The following is a 14,792-nucleotide window of genomic DNA, read 5'->3' on the forward strand; positions in this document are numbered from 1 at the left end:
CACGGAGGGACCGGGGCTGTCGCGAGCCCCGGTCCCTCCGTGCGTCAGGCCGTGCCGGTCAGGCGGCGAGGGCTTCGTCGGCGTGACCGTGCAGCCGGGCGACGACCTCGGTCAGCTGCGCGGCGACCTCGGCGTCGTCCGCCGGGTGGGTCTCGGCGAAGCGGGTCATCGAGCCCGGGATGGACAGCTTGAGGTCCTCGATCACCTTGCCGCCGGCGATGCCCACGGCCTTGCGGGCCTCGTCCTGCGCCCAGACGCCGCCGTACTGGCCGAAGGCGGTGCCGACCACGGCGACCGGCTTGCCGGTGAGGGCGCCGGCGCCGAAGGGGCGGGACAGCCAGTCGATGGCGTTCTTCAGGACGGCCGGGATGGTGCCGTTGTACTCCGGGGTGAAGAGCAGGACGGCCTGCGCGCCCTGCGCGGCCTCGCGCAGCTTCGCGGCGGCGGCCGGGACGCTGCCCTCGGCGTCGATGTCCTCGTTGTAGAAGGGGATCTCGGCGAGGCCCTCGAACAGCTGGACCTCGGCGCCCTCCGGCGCGAACTTGGCGGCCGCCTCGGCGAGCTGGCGGTTGTGCGAACCGGCGCGAAGGCTGCCGACGAGCGCGAGGATGCGGACAGACATGAGTACTCCCACTGCTGGAAAAGATGGTGACGGGCGGGCCGAGACCCTGCTGCCGCAGGATCCGGACCGGGGTCCGTTTAATTTCTAACATCTCAAACGGACCGCGGTCCAGTTTCCTTCCCGATGCTTTACGCTGGCTTCATGTCCGCCGCCCTGCCGCCCTTCCCCCGACCCCAGGAGAACGTCGGTCCGCCCGAGCTGCTGCAGCTCGGCATCGGGACCGACGAGGACGAGCCCTGCCTGCGTGCCGACGCCGCGCGCAATCGCGCCCGCCTCCTGGAGGCCGCCGAGCGCCTGGTCGCCGAGCACGGCGCGGCCGCGCTCACCATGGAGGCGGTGGCCACCGCGGCCTGCGTGGGCAAGGGCACGGTCTTCCGCCGCTTCGGCGACCGCACCGGGCTGCTCGCGGCGCTGCTGGACCACTCCGAGCGCAAGTTCCAGGCCGCGCTCCTGAGCGGTCCGCCGCCGCTGGGGCCCGGCGCACCGCCGGTGGAGCGGCTGCGGGCCTTCGGCTGCGCGCTGTTGAGCCGCTCCGTCGACAAACTCGACCTGCTCCTGGCCGGGGAGCCCAGCGCCGAGCGACGCCACGCCTTCCCCCCGCGTCGCTTCCTGCACCAGCACGTGGCACTGCTGCTGCGGGAGGCCGTGCCGGACGCCGACTGCGAGCTCCTGGCCCACACCCTGATGGCCTACCTCGACGCCCCCCTGATCCATCACCTCACCGAGCAGCGCGGGCTGCCCACGGAGCGCGTGCGGGCGGGCTGGCTCGACCTGGTCGCACGCGTCACCCGCACCGAACCCCCGGCCCGGGGGTCCGAGTCCCCGGCCACCTGCCCGACGGCCTGAACTCCGTCCGGGGCGGCCGACGTTGCCCCGCCCGCCGCCCCGCGTCCGGCTTCTGCCAGGATGCCGTACGTCATGGTGCAGATACCGAATCAACCGGCCCCCGAGACGCCCGCACCGCGCTCCGCCCCCACGAGCGCCGATGTGGCCCGCCTGGCCGGCGTCTCGCGCGCGACCGTCTCCTACGTACTCAACAACGCCGACGCCGTACGGATCAGCGAACCCACCCGCCGCCGCGTCCGCGAGGCCGCCCGGGAACTCGGATACGTCCCGCACGCCGCCGCCCGCTCACTGCGCGCCGGACACAGCCGCATGGTCCTGATGCCGGCGCCGTCCTTCCCGGCCGGCCCGCTCTACAACCGCTTCCTCACCGAACTGCAGTGGGCCCTGGGCCGCCTCGACTACACCGTCGTGCAGCACGGCACCGTCGGCGTGCACGGCGACGAGGCCGCCCGCGCCTGGGCCGAGCTGCGCCCGGTCGCCGTCCTCGCCCCGGGCTCCGATCTCGGCCCGCGCGGGGTGGAGATCCTCAAACGCTCCGGCGCCCGGGCGGTCCTCACCCTCGGTCCCGAGGCCGTCGACGGAGCGCACGCCCTGCTCACCGACCAGGAGGGCGTGGGCCGTGGCGCCACCCGCCACCTGTACGACCGCGGACGCCGCCGCATCGGCGTCGTCGTGCCGGCGGAACGCGGCCTCGACGTCTTCTCGGCTCCGCGCCTCGCGGGCGCCCGCGAGGCCGTGTCCGGCACCGACGCCACCGTCACCGAGCTGCCCCTCGCCTACGACGAAGGGGACGCCGCCCGCCTCGCGGCGCGCTGGCGTCCCCTCGGGCTGGACGCGGTGTTCGCGTACAACGACGAGTACGCGATGCTGCTGATGCGGGCCCTTCAGGACGAGGGCCTCGGCATCCCCGGCGACGCCGCCGTGATCGGCGCCGACGACCTGATGCTCGGCAGGCTGCTGCGGCCCCGGCTGAGCACCGTCCACCTGGAGCTGCCCGCGGGCCGCGACCTGGCCGCACTCGTCGACCGGGCCGTGCACGACCCCGGCGCCCCGCTCGAGCGCCACAAGGTGCTGGGTGCGACGGTGGTGCACCGGGAGTCGAGCTGACCGGCGGCCGACCCGCCCGCTACTGGCCCTCCTGGCCGTTCTGCCCGGCCTGCGCCTGCTGCTCGGCGACCGCCTTGCGGACCTCGTCCATGTCCAGCTTCCGGGCCTGGCCGATGACGTCGGTGAGGGCCGCCTCCGGCAGCGCGCCCGGCTGTGCGAACACGGCCACCTGGTCCCGCACGATCATCAGCGTCGGGATGGAACTGATGCCGAAGGCCTGCGCCAGCTCCGGCTGCGCCTCGGTGTCAACCTTGCCGAACACCAGGTCCGGGTTGGCCTCCGCCGCCTTCTCGTAGACCGGCCCGAACTGCTTGCACGGACCGCACCACTCCGCCCAGAAGTCGATCAGCACGAACTCGTTGTCCGTGACCGTCTGGTCGAAGTTCTCCTTGGTGAGTTCCACGGTGCTGGTCATGAGGTATTCCCTCTTCCTGGTTTCGGGGGAGTAGCCGTCGGCACAACACTGCCGACGCGGTGGGTATTCCGCGCACGTACCCATGTGGCCACGTCGCACACCACCCACCAGACTGACCCCATGACGCAATCGGATTCCCTCGTGTACGACGTCGTCGTGATCGGCGCGGGCCCCGTCGGGGAGAACGTCGCCGACCGCACCCGCGCGGCCGGCCTGTCCACGGCGATCGTGGAGAGCGAACTGGTCGGCGGCGAGTGCTCCTACTGGGCCTGCATGCCCAGCAAGGCCCTGCTGCGCCCGGTCATCGCCCGCGCCGACGCCCGCCGCCTGCCCGGCCTGGCCGCGGCGGTCCAGGAGCCCCTCGACGCGCGGGCCGTCCTCGCCCGCCGCGACGAGTTCACCTCGCACTGGAAGGACGACGGCCAGGTCCAGTGGGTCGAGGGCATCGGCGCCGACCTGTACCGCGGCCAGGGTCGGCTCGCCGGACCGCGCACGGTCGAGGTGGCCGGTCCCGACGGCACCCGCCGGACCCTGACCGCCCGCCACGCCGTCGCCGTCTGCACCGGCAGCGCCGCCGCCCTGCCCCCGCTGCCCGGACTCGCCGAGGTACGCCCCTGGACCAGCCGCGAGGCCACCAGCGCCAAGAGCGCGCCCGGCCGCCTCCTCGTCGTCGGCGGCGGGGTGGTCGCCGTCGAGATGGCCACCGCCTGGCAGGCCCTCGGCTCCCGGGTGACGATGCTGGTGCGCGGCGACGGCGGCCTGCTCGCCCGCATGGAGCCGTTCGCCGGGGAACTGGTCGCCGAGGCACTCACCGAGGTCGGCGTGGACATCCGCACCGGCGTCTCGGTCGAGTCCGTCACCCGTGAGAGCGGCACCGTCGTCGCCGTCACCGACACCGGCGACCGCCTGGAGGCCGACGAGATCCTCTTCGCCACCGGCCGGACGCCCCGCACCGGCGACATCGGCCTGGAGACCGTCGGCCTCGAACCGGGCTCCTGGCTGCCGGTCGACGACAGCCTCCGTGTGACGGGCCACGACTGGCTCTACGCCGTCGGCGACGTCAACCACCGCGCCCTCCTCACCCACCAGGGCAAGTACCAGGCGCGCATCGCGGGCGCCGCCATCGCCGCCCGCGCCTCCGGCGTGCCGATCCTGGAGTCCGACCCGTGGGGCGCGCACGCCGCGACCGCCGACCACGACGCCGTGCCCCAGGTGGTGTTCACCGACCCCGAGGCCGCGTCCGTCGGCCTGACCCTCGCCGAGGCCGAGCAGGCCGGACACCGGGTCCGCGCCGTCGACGTGCCGATCGCCGTGGCGGGCTCCAGCCTGTACGGCGACGGCTACCGGGGCCGCGCCCGCATGGTGGTCGACCTGGAGGACGAGATCGTGCGCGGTGTCACCTTCGTCGGCCCCGGCGTCGGCGAGCTGATCCACTCCGCGACGATCGCCGTCGCCGGCCGGGTCCCGATCAGCCGCCTGTGGCACGCGGTCCCGTCGTACCCGACGATCAGCGAGGTGTGGCTCAGGCTCCTGGAGACGTACCGGGACAACTGACGGACGTGAGGCGAGCTGTCGCGTGAGCGCGGGCCCGGCGGCCGGTCAGGCCGCCGGGCCGGGCAGCTCGAACCCCAGCGCCGACGCCGCCCGCTCCGGCGTCGGCTGGGCCCACAGGGCCGCCATCGCCGCGTTCGAGGCCAGCGAGCGCAACTCGGCCCGGTCGAGGTACAAGGTGCCGTCGAGATGATCCGTCTCGTGCTGCACGATCCGGGCCGGCCAGCCCGCGAACACCTCGTCCACGGCCCGCCCGCGCTCGTCCCGCGCCCGCAGCCGCACCTCGGCGTGGCGCGCCACCACCGCCTGCCAGCCCGGCACGCTCAGACAGCCCTCGAAGAACGCGGCCCGCCCGGCGCCGACGGGCTCGTACGACGGATTGACCAGCACCCGGTACGGCTGCGGCACCCGTCCCCGTGCCACCCGCACCTCGTCCGGCACCGGCGCCGGGTCCTCGATCACCGCGATCCTGAGCCCCACCCCGACCTGCGGCGCGGCGAGGCCGACACCCGGCGCCGCGCGCATGGTCAGCCGGAGCGCCTCGACGAACCGCGCCAGGAGCGCGGGCGCCAACTGCCCGTTGTACGGCTCGGCCGCGCGCCGCAGCACCGGATCCCCGGCCGTGACGATCGGCAACGGGCCGCCGACGGCGAGCAGTTCCTCGACCCGCTCGGCAAGCGGGGCACGATCACTCGGAGTTCCCATCGCGGTTCCCATCGCGCCAGGATGCCATGGCGCCACGGGCCCGCCGCCGGGGAGCGCCCGGCGGCGGGCTCGTGGTCGTCGTCCCCGCTCAGAGCTCGGCGAAGTCACCCGCGAGGGCGGAGGCGATCCGCAGCTGTGCGTCCGCCTCCTCCTGCCGCCCCTGCCGTTCGAGGGTACGGCCCAGCATCAGCCGGGCGTAGTGCTCGACCGGATCGCGCTCGACGACGATCCGCAGCTCGGCCTCCGCCCGCCGCAGCTGGGCCGAGTGGTAGTAGGAACGGGCCAGCAGCAGCCGCGGACCGGTCTGCTCGGGCACCTCGGCGACCAGCCCGTCCAGGACGCGCGCCGCGGCGGCGTAGTCCTTGGCGTCGAAGAACATCCGCGCGCGCTCCCAGCGCTCCGCCGGCGTTCCGTGGTCGTAGTACGTCGTGTCCACCAGAGACCTCCTTCGGCCACTCCAACCACGCCACACGGTTGAACATTCCACTACCTCGCTCCCGCTGCCTGCCTCTGTCGCCGAGGGGTCCGCGTCGCCCGCCACGGTGACGCCTCGGGGACCGCCGCACACGGAGGGCCGCGCGGGGGCTACGTTGTGCGGCATGAGCAATCTTGACCGGGATGCGGTTCCCAGCCTGTGCGGCGGCCGCGGCTTCGTGGTGGCGGAGCCCGTGCGCGAACTCCTCAGCCCTCGCAACGTCAAGCTCGGCGAGTCCACCGAGGTCCGCCGTCTGCTGCCCAACCTGGGCAGGCGCATGGTCGGTGCCTGGTGCTTCGTCGACCACTACGGCCCCGACGACATCGCCGACGAGCCCGGCATGCAGGTGCCGCCCCACCCGCACATGGGCCTGCAGACGGTGAGCTGGCTGCACGAGGGCGAGGTGCTGCACCGCGACTCCACGGGCAGCCTGCAGACCATCCGCCCGCGTCAGCTGGGCCTGATGACCTCCGGCCGCGCGATCAGCCACTCGGAGGAGAGCCCGCGTGCGCACGCCCGCCTCCTGCACGGCGCGCAGCTGTGGGTGGCCCTCCCCGACGCCCACCGCCACACCGACCCGCACTTCGAGTTCCACGCCGAGCTGCCCCGGGTCACGGCCCCGGGCCTGACGGCCACCGTCCTCATGGGCACCCTCGACGCGGCCACCTCGCCGGGCACGACCTACACCCCCCTCGTCGGCGCCGATCTGACCCTCGCCGCCGGCGCGGACGTGCGCCTGCCGCTGGAGCGGGACTTCGAGTACGCCGTACTGGCCATGAGCGGCGAGGCCCACGTCGACGGGGTGCCCCTGGTGCCGGGCTCGATGCTCTACCTCGGCTGCGGCCGCGACGAACTGCCCCTGCGGGCCGACTCGGACACGGGCCTGATGCTCCTGGGCGGCGAGCCGTTCGAGGAGGAGCTGATCATGTTCTGGAACTGGATCGGGCGCTCCCAGGAGGAGATCGTCCAGGCCCGCCGGGACTGGACGGAAGGCTCCCGGTTCGGGGAGGTCAAGGGCTACGACGGCGCTCCGCTGCCCGCTCCCGCGCTGCCGCCGGGGCCGTTGAAGCCGCGGGGGAGGGTGCGCTGACCCGAAGGACTGGCCGACCGGCCGGTGGCGGCCGGGCGGTGAGCGGCCGATGCCGTCGGCTCGGGTGCACCGCCAGCCTGGCCCTCGCGCGCCGGCTCCCGCCGGATCAGCACGCCGACCCCGGCCGAACCCTGCCCCGGGCGTTCGAGCAGCTGCGCCCCGGCGGCGTACGCACCACACACAGGGCCTGGATCGCCCGCCGCCCCCGAACCCCACCGGGCCGCACGCGGTGGTTGTGGGCCCACCCCTGAAGGGGGTGCTGGACCGCTGGTGGGCCGAACGGGCCGTTCATAGCGTTGTGTTCATGATGGATGACACGAACGAAGAACAAGGGCGCGCCACCCGGCGGACGGCGCTGCGTGGGCTGGGACTCGCAGTGGGCGGCATGGCGCTGGCCACCGGGCTCGGCACCTCGCAGGCCGCGGCGGTCCCGCGTCACGGGATCACCACGTACGTGCTCGTGCACGGTACGCACAGCGCCGGCGCGTTCTGGATGCCGATCGCGCGGGAACTGGCGCTGCGCGGCCACCGCGTCGTCATGGTGGACCAGCCGCGACACGGTGCGGAGGCATTCGTGGCGGAGTCGTACCAGCGGCAGGATCTCGCAGCGATGGCGGTCGAGCCGTCCCCGCTGAGAGGGCTCGGGCTGGACGACTACGAGGCGCGCGTCACGGGCGTCGTGCGGCAGGCGGCACGCAACGGCCCGGTGGTGCTGGTCGGGCACAGCCTGGGTGGCGTGTCGGTCAGCCGGGTCGGCGACGCCGTCCCGCACCTGCTGCACCACATCTGCTACATGGCGGCCTTCTGCCCCAGCCGTGTCCTGCCCACGGCGGACGCCTGCACGGCTGCACCCGAGAACGCGAACGCCGTCAGCCCGGTGGAGCTGACGGTGGGTGACCCGGACCGGCTCGGGGTGTTGCGGCTGAACTTCCGTACCGGTGTCAGCGGTGAGTTGGCCCTCCTGAAGGAGATGATCTGCGCGGACTACCCGCACGCCGACTTCCGCCGGATACTGGCCGGCATGCAGACCGACGAGCCCGTCGCCGCCTATGCGGGCCGAGCGGTCGGCCGGGCCGGGCGCTGGGGACGCGTTCCCCGCACGTACCTGCGTTTCGGCAGGGACCGTACGATCGCCACCGCCCTCCAGGACAGAATGATCGCGGAAGCCGACGCGTCCACGCCCGGCAACAGCTTCCGCGTGCACGACTTCCCCGGTGCGTCACACGTCGGCCCTCTGGATCCCACCCCGGTCGCGGACGTCCTGGACACGCTGGCAGCGCGGGGTGTGCCATCCGATCTGCCGACGTCCGGCCGACCGGAGCCGAGGTGACCGGGATTCCGGCGCACATGTCTCCAAGCCGTGTGTGATCGTGATCGATTTTCTTCGTTCTTGGTTTGAGGTCTGGTGACCGCTGCGTGGGACCCTTCTGTTCCGGTGTCCCTCCCCGCAACCCGAGGGAAACACGCGTCTGATGGGCGTGCGCAGAACAACCGGATGGCTGCCGTTGGCCGCCTCCGCCGTCCTGGAGCTGGCGGCCGGCCTGATCGCCGCCCCTGCCGCCCATCCCGTGGACGGTCCCGTGGAGATCGTGGTCGACGGGAACGACGTCCGCGCCGACAACGTCAACGGCCTGACCTGCAAGGGCCTCGGGCTGCTCAGCTGCAACAGTACGAGCAACCTGCCGCTGGACTGCAAGGCCGAGCATCCCGAGCGGTACTGGGAGCTGATCCGAGTCCTGTTCTGCGGGAAGAACCCGCTGATCAACCCCGTCAAGATCGAGATGGGTTCGGACACGAACACGTCGACCGGCGCCGACCCGGCGACCACGCGTACCCCGGACGAACCGGCCGGCGCCTCCCGTACCCGGTCATCCATGCCGTCGTCCTCCGTCACCGGGCGGCTCTTCCGCCCGGTGACGGAGACCCGGCTGCCAGCTGGCCGCCGACGCCAAGACGGTCAACCGGGACCTCAAGGTGTCGATCCTGCGCTGGACCATGGCCGAATGGGTCCAGAAGGAATGGGACAAGGGCACGGGGCAGGAGGAGATGTACACCTGGTACACGGAGACCATCCTCGACGCCTGCCAGAAGTACGGTCGTCCTGAAGTCCGGAACGATCGTCTTCGACGCCTTCACCGCCATCTCCGGCGACGTGGACGGCCGGGTGGACGCGACTGCGATCCGGGACAGCCTCGCCGAGGCGGGAGACCCGGTGCCGGGCGGTACACCCCCGACTCGTTGGCTCTGTTCGACTCCGCCCGCTCGGCCGCCCGGGCCGCCCTGCGCGGCCAGAAGGGACTGGGCATCCCGGGGGCCGCCCAGATCGCGCACCGGCTCGACGACGCCTTCGCGCGGCTGGCACGCAAGGACGCCACCACCTCGTGACCGCGGCCGCCCGCCCGGCGGTCACGGTCGCCGGGCGGAACCGGGTGGGCCCGGCGCTGCCGGAGCCAGGTGCTCGGCGGCCGCGGCGACGGCCAGCAGGTCGGCTTCGCGGTGCCGGCGGGCGATCAGGTGCAGCCCGACCGGTTCCCCGGCCGGGGTCGTCCCGGCGGGGATGCTGACGGCCGGGTGGCCACTGATGTTGAAGGCGCAGGTCAGGGCGACGCTCATGGTGGCACCGGGTCCGTCGTGACCGTGCGGCGGGTTGGGCGTCGTCGGAGTGGCGACGACATCGGCCACGGCGAAGACGCGCTCCAACTCCTCCTTCATCGCCGCGATCCGCCGCGACACGTCGGTGGAACTCGCGCTGTCGCCGCCGCGCAGAGCCGCCCAGCACGGAACCGGGTCGTCCAACCGCACGGGGATGTCGTGCTCGACCATGTACCCGGTGCTGAGCAGGGCGTCGAGGAAGTTCCGCGCCGAGGCGGCGATCCGGTCGACGGTGTCGGCGAAGCCCAAGGCGGCGGACCACGTGACACGCAGGGGACGCTCCGGGGGAGTCGGCGGGGACGGTCGCTCCGCGCCGGTGAGCGTGTCGAGGTAGAGCGCGGCGTCGCCCACGGTGCGCGACAGCGGTCCGGCGATGTTCAGCCCCGCCCGGTCGCGGGCCGGCACCAGGCCGTTGGTGGGCTTCAGGCCGATCACCGAGCACCAGGCGGCGGGGATGCGCACCGAGCCGGCCCCGTCGCTGCCGGTGGCCAGGGGCACCAGACCGGTGGCCACCGCCGCGGCCGAACCGGCCGACGAACCGCCCGGGCTCCAGAGGGGAGAGTGCGGATTGAGGGTGGGGCCGAGGTCCGTGGCACCCCAGGTCTGCCAAGCGGTGCCGGGCCCGGGGGTGGACGTCGCACCCACGGCGACGCAGCCGGCCCGGATCAGGCGGCGGGTCTGGTGCGCGGTGAGTCCTTCCGTGGCCTTGACCCCGAGGGGCACTCCGGCCAACGGCAGGGCCTCGCCCGCGAGGATACGACGGTCCACGTCGGCGGCCTGCTCGGCGGCCGTGCGCTCCCAGGTCTCGGAGAAGGCCCGCACCGTGTCGTGGCGGGCGACGAATTCCAGCGCCACCGCCGTGGTTTGGCGCGCCGTCAGGTCGCCCGACCGGACCGCGGCGGCGATCGCGCCGGCGGTCATCTGCGGGTAGTCGCCGAGCAACCCCTCGGGGAGACGATCGGTTCCACTGGTCACAAGTTCCCTCCTGCCAGGCGTGGTCCTCAGGACTGTGTCACGGACCGGAACTCGGTCGGTGTCGAACCGGTGTGCTGACGGAAGAAGGCGCTGAAGACGGTCGGGTGGGCGAACCCGACGCGTACTGGCGGCCGGGCCCCTTCGCCCGGCCGACCCGGCACACCCGTGCCGACGGTGCCACCGTCACCGGTTGCGTCACCTGGTACGCCCCCTCCGACCCGACCCGACCCGACCCGACCCGACCCGACCCGACCCGACCGGACTCGCCGAGGACCACCTCGGGGGCGCGTACGACCCGAAGGGCCCCGCCTCCCGTGAGTCCCTGCTGCTCGGCGGCGCCCTGGCGGACCGGACCGAGGCGGCGCGCGACGCCAGTCCGGTCACCCGCGTGAGCCCCGACGCACCGCCGTTCCTCATCCTGCACGGCACCGACGACACCCTGGTGCCCGCCCGGCAGTCCGTGCGCCTCGCCGAGGCCCTCCGGGCGGCGGGGCACCAGCCGGACCTGCGCCTCCTCACCGGCGGCAACCACCTCCGGGTGGGCCTGCGCACCCTGGAGTTCGCCCGCCGCCGTACGAGCACTTGACCCCGAGCCGCAGCGCGTGGGTCGCCTCCTTCGCGTCGGGGCCTACGGCTGGAGGTCGCGCTGGTACCAGCTGCCGGACTTGCCGCCCAGATCGGCCGCGGTGGCGGGACCCACCGGAATGAACCCGGCCTTGGTCAGGACCCTCCGGGACCCGGCGTTGTCGTGCGAGGTGGCCGCCCTCAGGGTGCGCAGGCCGTGCACCGCCGCCGCCGTCCGGCACAGCTCCCGCACGGTCGCGGTCGCCACTGCGCGGCCGGCGACGTGCTCCGCGACCCGGTAGCCGAGTCTGGCGGTGCCGTCCTCCACGTCGTACAGGTTGAACCGGCCGAGTACCGAGCCGTCCTCGGCCACGAGCAGGTAGAAGGCGCAGACGCCGGCCTCCTGCTCGGCCGGCGCGGCCCTGTGCCGGTCGGGGAACCGGTCGAAGAAGTCGTCGCCGCGGTCGGGGATCGAGGCGACGAAGTACGCGCGGTTCGCCAGCTCGAAGGCGAGGACCGCCGGGGCGTGGTCGGCATGCAGCCGCTTCAGCTCGGGCATCGCCCGACCCTACCGAGACCGGGCCCAGAGACCTGCCGAGTTTCCGCCGCCGGCCGGGCCCTTCGATGCGGAGACCGGCCGGCCCGGCGGTGAGCCGGACCGGCCGGTCTGTTCCCGGTCGGTCAGTGGTGGCCGTGCGGCCGCAGCCACTGCGGTCGGTGGGATGCCGGGCGGCGCTGTCCGGCCGGCTCCTCCGCCGCGGTCGTGCTGCTGCCCCGGCCCTCCAGCCGGTCGGCCAGTGCGTCGCGCTCGGCGGTGGCCTGCCTGGCGGTCTCGCGTTCCCTGCGGCGCTTCTTGCCGCGGTGGCGCGCCAGCGCCGTCCCGGCCAGGAGCATCCACATGCCCAGGCCGAAGATCAGTGTCAGGGCGATGCCGCCGAGAAACGCCCCGAGCGTACTGATCGTGAATGGCTCGCTCCCCAACAGGGTCACGGTGTAGTCCGGACCGCCGGACAGGTTGTACGCGATCAGCAGACCTGCGAAGGCGGCGGCGCCCGCCATGAGCAGGAGACCCAGCACCAGCATGTTTCTCACCTCGTCGCACGTGGATGTCCTCCACCCGGGTCACCATGAGGAATGGTGCAAAACGCGCAACGTGCACATGCCGGACGTGCGTGCGGCCGACGTGCGTGTGGCGGCTGCCCGGCAAAGGGTCGGAGCGCTCGCCTCCAGGGCGCCGTCCGCGCCGGGTGCGCCCTGAAACGTGGCGGGGTGTCACCCACCCCGCTCAGCGGGACAAGTGACGTCGGGCAACGGGACGGGGCCGCGCCCCGCACGGTCGCGGGTGCCGCACGGCCGTCCCTCCCCGCGGGTGCCGCACGGCAGTCCCTCCCCGCGGGCGCCTGCGGGGCCCCGGCCTCCGGACCGGGCGCGGGAGCCTTCTACCCTGGTCGCCGAGTGCCCCGCGCGCCGACCGACCCGCACCCCACGACCCCTGGAGAAGGAGCCTCGCCCGTGGATCTGCGAGCCACCCTCGCCGCCCACCGCCTCGTCGCCATCGTGCGCGGGGACGACGCCGACGCCGCGCTGCGCACGGTACTCGCGCTGGCCGAGGAGGGGCTCGAGCTCATCGAGGTGTCGCTGACCGGCAAGAACGCCCTCCGGGTCGTCGAACGGGCCAGAGCCGCGCTCGGGCCCGACCGGCCCCTCGGCGCCGGCACCGTCCTCACCGCCGACGACGCCGTGGCCGCCCACCGTGCGGGCGCCGACTTCGCGGTCACGCCGGGGCTGGGCGAGGGCGTCGTGGCCGCCCGTGAGCTGGGCCTGCCCGTCCTGGCCGGCGTCATGACACCGACCGACATCATCACCGCGCACACCCTCGGCGTCGCCGCGCTGAAGATCTTCCCGGCGGCCCAGGCCGGCGGGCCCGCGTACGTCAAGGCCCTGCGCGGGCCCTTCCCGCACGAGACCCTCGTACCCGTCGGCGGCGTCGACGAGGCGGCGGCCCGCGCCTACCTGGCGGCCGGCGCCACCGCCGTCGGGGTCGGTTCCCCGCTGATCGGCGACGCCGCGGACGGAGGCAGCCTCGACGCCCTCCGCGCCCGGGCCCGCGCCTTCCGCGCCGCCGTGCGGGAGGCCCGGCCGTGACCGGCGCCCGGCCCGCGTCCGAAGGGGACGCCGACGCCGCCGTACGCACGCGCGGAGGCGACGGGCCCGACGCCGAACCGCGGACCGCGAGCCACTGGCGGCCGGCGCGGGGACCCGTGGTGTGCATCGGGGAGACCATGGCGGCCATGGCCCCGGCGCCGCCGCACACGCTGGACGGCACGGAATCCCTGCGCCTGTCGGTGGCGGGCGCCGAGTCGAACGTGGCCATGTACCTCGCGGACCTGGGCCTGCCCGTCTCCTGGCTCTCCGCGGTCGGTGACGACGCCCTCGGCCGGCGGGTGCGGGCGGCCGTCGAAGGGGCCGGCGTGGACGTCTCCGGGGTGCGCACCGACCCGGCCCGGCCGACCGGGCTGCTCCTGAAGGACCCGGGCGCGGCCGGGACCCGCGTGCACTACTACCGCCAGGGTTCGGCGGCCTCGGCCCTCGGCCCCGACGTCCTGGACGACGCACGGGTCGGCGGGGCCGCCCTCCTCCACCTGACCGGGGTGTCCCCGGCCCTGTCACCGTCCTGTCGGGCCCTGGTCGAACGCGCACTGGGCACCCCGCGGGCGCGGCGTACCCACGCCGTCAGTTTCGACGTCAACCACCGCCCCGCGCTGTGGCCGCCGGACACGGCCGCCGAGGTGCTCCGGGACCTCGCCGATCGCGCCGACATCGTCTTCGTCGGCCTGGACGAGGCACAGGAACTGTGGGGTGCCGGCCTGACCGAAGCCGGCGTCCGAGGGCTGCTGAGCGGCCCGCGCGTCCTCGTCGTCAAGGACGGCGGGCGGGGCGCCACCGCGTTCACCGAACGGAGTGTGTGCACCGTGCCCGCCCTGGCGGCGGAGGTGGTGGAGCCGGTCGGCGCGGGCGACGCGTTCGCCGCCGGATTCCTCGCCGGACTGTGGCGCGGCACCGACCTCACCCGCGCCCTGCGCCTGGGCCACATCACCGCTGCCTCCGCGCTGCAGGTCGTGGGCGACCACGGGCCCCTGCCCGACGCAGACACCGTCGAAGCCATGCTGGCCCGCACCGAGCGGGACTGGTGTCAGGCGCCGACGCGGTAGAGCGAACCGGCCTTCAGCAGGACCTGTTCGTGGCTCCGTCGACGACGAATCCCACGCCGATGCCGAGCATCCAGGTGTCCTTCGCCAGGGCCGTCCCCTCCTGCGTCGGACGCAGGCTGCCCTCCTCGCGCATCCCCGGAGTACGCAGGTACAGGCCCGTCAGCCCGGCCGAGAAGGCGGTCAGACCGATGCCCGCCAGCGCCGTCGGCACGACCGGCAGGAGCAGCGCCGTACCGAGTGCGATCTCACCGGCGGAGAGCAGCCGCAGAAAGGTCGTCGGCTGGAGCTTGCCGAGGAACGGATAGGTGTTCTTCGCCATGCCGTGCATCATGGCGGCGGTCTGCTCGTCGGCTCTCCGCTTGGCCAGACCGGAATTGAGGATGAAAGCCCCGGTGGCCAGTCGTGGGGCGACATGCCTGAACTCGATGGGCAGACGCATGGGAACTCCTAGCGGCGTTTCCTCGGAGACACGCTCAGGCTACGAGGCACACGTCCCCCGCGCAGCGCGGACGCCCGGGCTCTGCTCCGACCGGGGCACGGCGCCGGCCCGCCGCGTACGCCCGGACCGGTACGGCGGG

At 73.9% G+C, this 14,792-nt stretch carries 17 protein-coding genes and 2 pseudogenes; 11 read left to right on the top strand and 8 right to left on the bottom strand.

Translation table 11 applies throughout. From position 1 onward, the window contains the following. Positions 1–58: 58 nt before the first annotated feature. On the bottom strand, positions 59–622 hold the full coding sequence (locus AB0P07_RS26140) for an NAD(P)H-dependent oxidoreductase (RefSeq protein WP_365554792.1): 564 nt from the start codon (positions 620–622) through the stop codon (positions 59–61). Positions 623–763: 141 nt separating this feature from the next. Here AB0P07_RS26140 and AB0P07_RS26145 point away from each other — a divergent pair, with 141 nt between their 5' ends. Both AB0P07_RS26145 and AB0P07_RS26150 read left to right on the top strand, forming a co-directional pair. Beyond that, positions 764–1,468, top strand: a complete 705-nt coding sequence (locus tag AB0P07_RS26145; RefSeq protein ID WP_365554795.1) for a helix-turn-helix domain-containing protein — start codon at positions 764–766, stop codon at positions 1,466–1,468. A gap of 72 nt (positions 1,469–1,540) precedes the next feature. Continuing rightward, positions 1,541–2,575, top strand: coding sequence for a LacI family DNA-binding transcriptional regulator (locus AB0P07_RS26150; protein ID WP_365554798.1), 1,035 nt, complete (start codon positions 1,541–1,543; stop codon positions 2,573–2,575). Positions 2,576–2,594: 19 nt separating this feature from the next. Here AB0P07_RS26150 and trxA read toward each other — a convergent pair whose 3' ends face one another. Beyond that, positions 2,595–2,990: a thioredoxin gene (gene trxA, locus AB0P07_RS26155; protein WP_159326082.1), complete on the bottom strand. Its 396-nt coding sequence runs from the start codon at positions 2,988–2,990 to the stop codon at positions 2,595–2,597. A gap of 120 nt (positions 2,991–3,110) precedes the next feature. On the opposite strand from trxA, the gene AB0P07_RS26160 reads away from it, so the two are divergent. After that, a complete protein-coding gene (locus AB0P07_RS26160) occupies positions 3,111–4,544 on the top strand; it encodes an NAD(P)/FAD-dependent oxidoreductase (protein WP_365554802.1) in 1,434 nt (477 codons plus the stop codon). Between the two features lie 45 nt (positions 4,545–4,589). Here the strand turns inward: AB0P07_RS26160 and AB0P07_RS26165 are convergent, their stop codons facing one another. Next, entirely contained in the window at positions 4,590–5,246 is a 657-nt protein-coding gene (locus AB0P07_RS26165) for a peptide deformylase (protein ID WP_365555051.1), read from the bottom strand. 88 nt (positions 5,247–5,334) lie between these two features. Further along, positions 5,335–5,682, bottom strand: coding sequence for a tetratricopeptide repeat protein (locus AB0P07_RS26170; protein WP_102931192.1), 348 nt, complete (start codon positions 5,680–5,682; stop codon positions 5,335–5,337). Positions 5,683–5,845: 163 nt separating this feature from the next. Here AB0P07_RS26170 and AB0P07_RS26175 point away from each other — a divergent pair, with 163 nt between their 5' ends. The 5 genes and pseudogenes from AB0P07_RS26175 (at position 5,846) to AB0P07_RS26195 (ending at position 9,196) form a co-directional block, all read left to right on the top strand. Beyond that, the gene (locus AB0P07_RS26175; RefSeq protein WP_365554806.1) at positions 5,846–6,811 is read left to right on the top strand and encodes a pirin family protein; all 966 of its coding nucleotides are present in this window, start codon (positions 5,846–5,848) and stop codon (positions 6,809–6,811) included. Between the two features lie 298 nt (positions 6,812–7,109). Then, positions 7,110–8,141 (top strand): alpha/beta hydrolase, encoded by a 1,032-nt coding sequence (locus AB0P07_RS26180; RefSeq protein WP_365554809.1) that lies wholly within the window; start codon positions 7,110–7,112, stop codon positions 8,139–8,141. Positions 8,142–8,283: 142 nt separating this feature from the next. Beyond that, positions 8,284–8,613, top strand: a pseudogene (locus tag AB0P07_RS26185) (GH59 galactosidase); the annotation flags it as partial. Positions 8,614–8,785: 172 nt separating this feature from the next. Beyond that, positions 8,786–8,848 (top strand): annotated as a pseudogene (locus AB0P07_RS26190) (hypothetical protein); the annotation flags it as partial. Positions 8,849–9,049: 201 nt separating this feature from the next. Then, positions 9,050–9,196, top strand: coding sequence for a hypothetical protein (locus AB0P07_RS26195; protein WP_365555066.1), 147 nt, complete (start codon positions 9,050–9,052; stop codon positions 9,194–9,196). A 21-nt stretch (positions 9,197–9,217) separates the two neighbouring features. Here AB0P07_RS26195 and AB0P07_RS26200 read toward each other — a convergent pair whose 3' ends face one another. Beyond that, positions 9,218–10,438 carry an amidase gene (locus tag AB0P07_RS26200; RefSeq protein WP_365554812.1) on the bottom strand — a complete coding sequence of 407 codons (1,221 nt, stop codon included), beginning with the start codon at positions 10,436–10,438 and terminating at the stop codon, positions 9,218–9,220. A gap of 190 nt (positions 10,439–10,628) precedes the next feature. Between AB0P07_RS26200 and AB0P07_RS26205 the strand changes: the two genes are divergently transcribed. Then, the gene (locus tag AB0P07_RS26205; RefSeq protein WP_365554815.1) at positions 10,629–11,024 is read left to right on the top strand and encodes a prolyl oligopeptidase family serine peptidase; all 396 of its coding nucleotides are present in this window, start codon (positions 10,629–10,631) and stop codon (positions 11,022–11,024) included. A 42-nt stretch (positions 11,025–11,066) separates the two neighbouring features. On the opposite strand, the gene AB0P07_RS26210 is transcribed toward AB0P07_RS26205, so the two are convergent. Both AB0P07_RS26210 and AB0P07_RS26215 read right to left on the bottom strand, forming a co-directional pair. Beyond that, complete coding sequence (locus tag AB0P07_RS26210) at positions 11,067–11,561, bottom strand: GNAT family N-acetyltransferase (RefSeq protein ID WP_365554818.1); 495 nt, start codon at positions 11,559–11,561, stop codon at positions 11,067–11,069. A gap of 122 nt (positions 11,562–11,683) precedes the next feature. Further along, entirely contained in the window at positions 11,684–12,085 is a 402-nt protein-coding gene (locus AB0P07_RS26215; protein WP_365554820.1) for a hypothetical protein, read from the bottom strand. A gap of 429 nt (positions 12,086–12,514) precedes the next feature. Between AB0P07_RS26215 and AB0P07_RS26220 the strand changes: the two genes are divergently transcribed. Together AB0P07_RS26220 and AB0P07_RS26225 are read left to right on the top strand one after the other, a co-directional pair. After that, entirely contained in the window at positions 12,515–13,147 is a 633-nt protein-coding gene (locus AB0P07_RS26220) for a bifunctional 4-hydroxy-2-oxoglutarate aldolase/2-dehydro-3-deoxy-phosphogluconate aldolase (RefSeq protein ID WP_365554822.1), read from the top strand. A gap of 116 nt (positions 13,148–13,263) precedes the next feature. Continuing rightward, the gene (locus AB0P07_RS26225) at positions 13,264–14,214 is read left to right on the top strand and encodes a sugar kinase (RefSeq protein ID WP_365555053.1); all 951 of its coding nucleotides are present in this window, start codon (positions 13,264–13,266) and stop codon (positions 14,212–14,214) included. Between the two features lie 13 nt (positions 14,215–14,227). Here the strand turns inward: AB0P07_RS26225 and AB0P07_RS26230 are convergent, their stop codons facing one another. Then, positions 14,228–14,653 carry a hypothetical protein gene (locus tag AB0P07_RS26230; RefSeq protein ID WP_365554824.1) on the bottom strand — a complete coding sequence of 142 codons (426 nt, stop codon included), beginning with the start codon at positions 14,651–14,653 and terminating at the stop codon, positions 14,228–14,230. Between the last annotated feature and the right edge of the window lie 139 nt (positions 14,654–14,792).

Source organism: Streptomyces sp. NPDC085944 (assembly GCF_040686295.1).
In the GTDB taxonomy this organism is placed as follows: domain Bacteria; phylum Actinomycetota; class Actinomycetes; order Streptomycetales; family Streptomycetaceae; genus Streptomyces; species Streptomyces salinarius.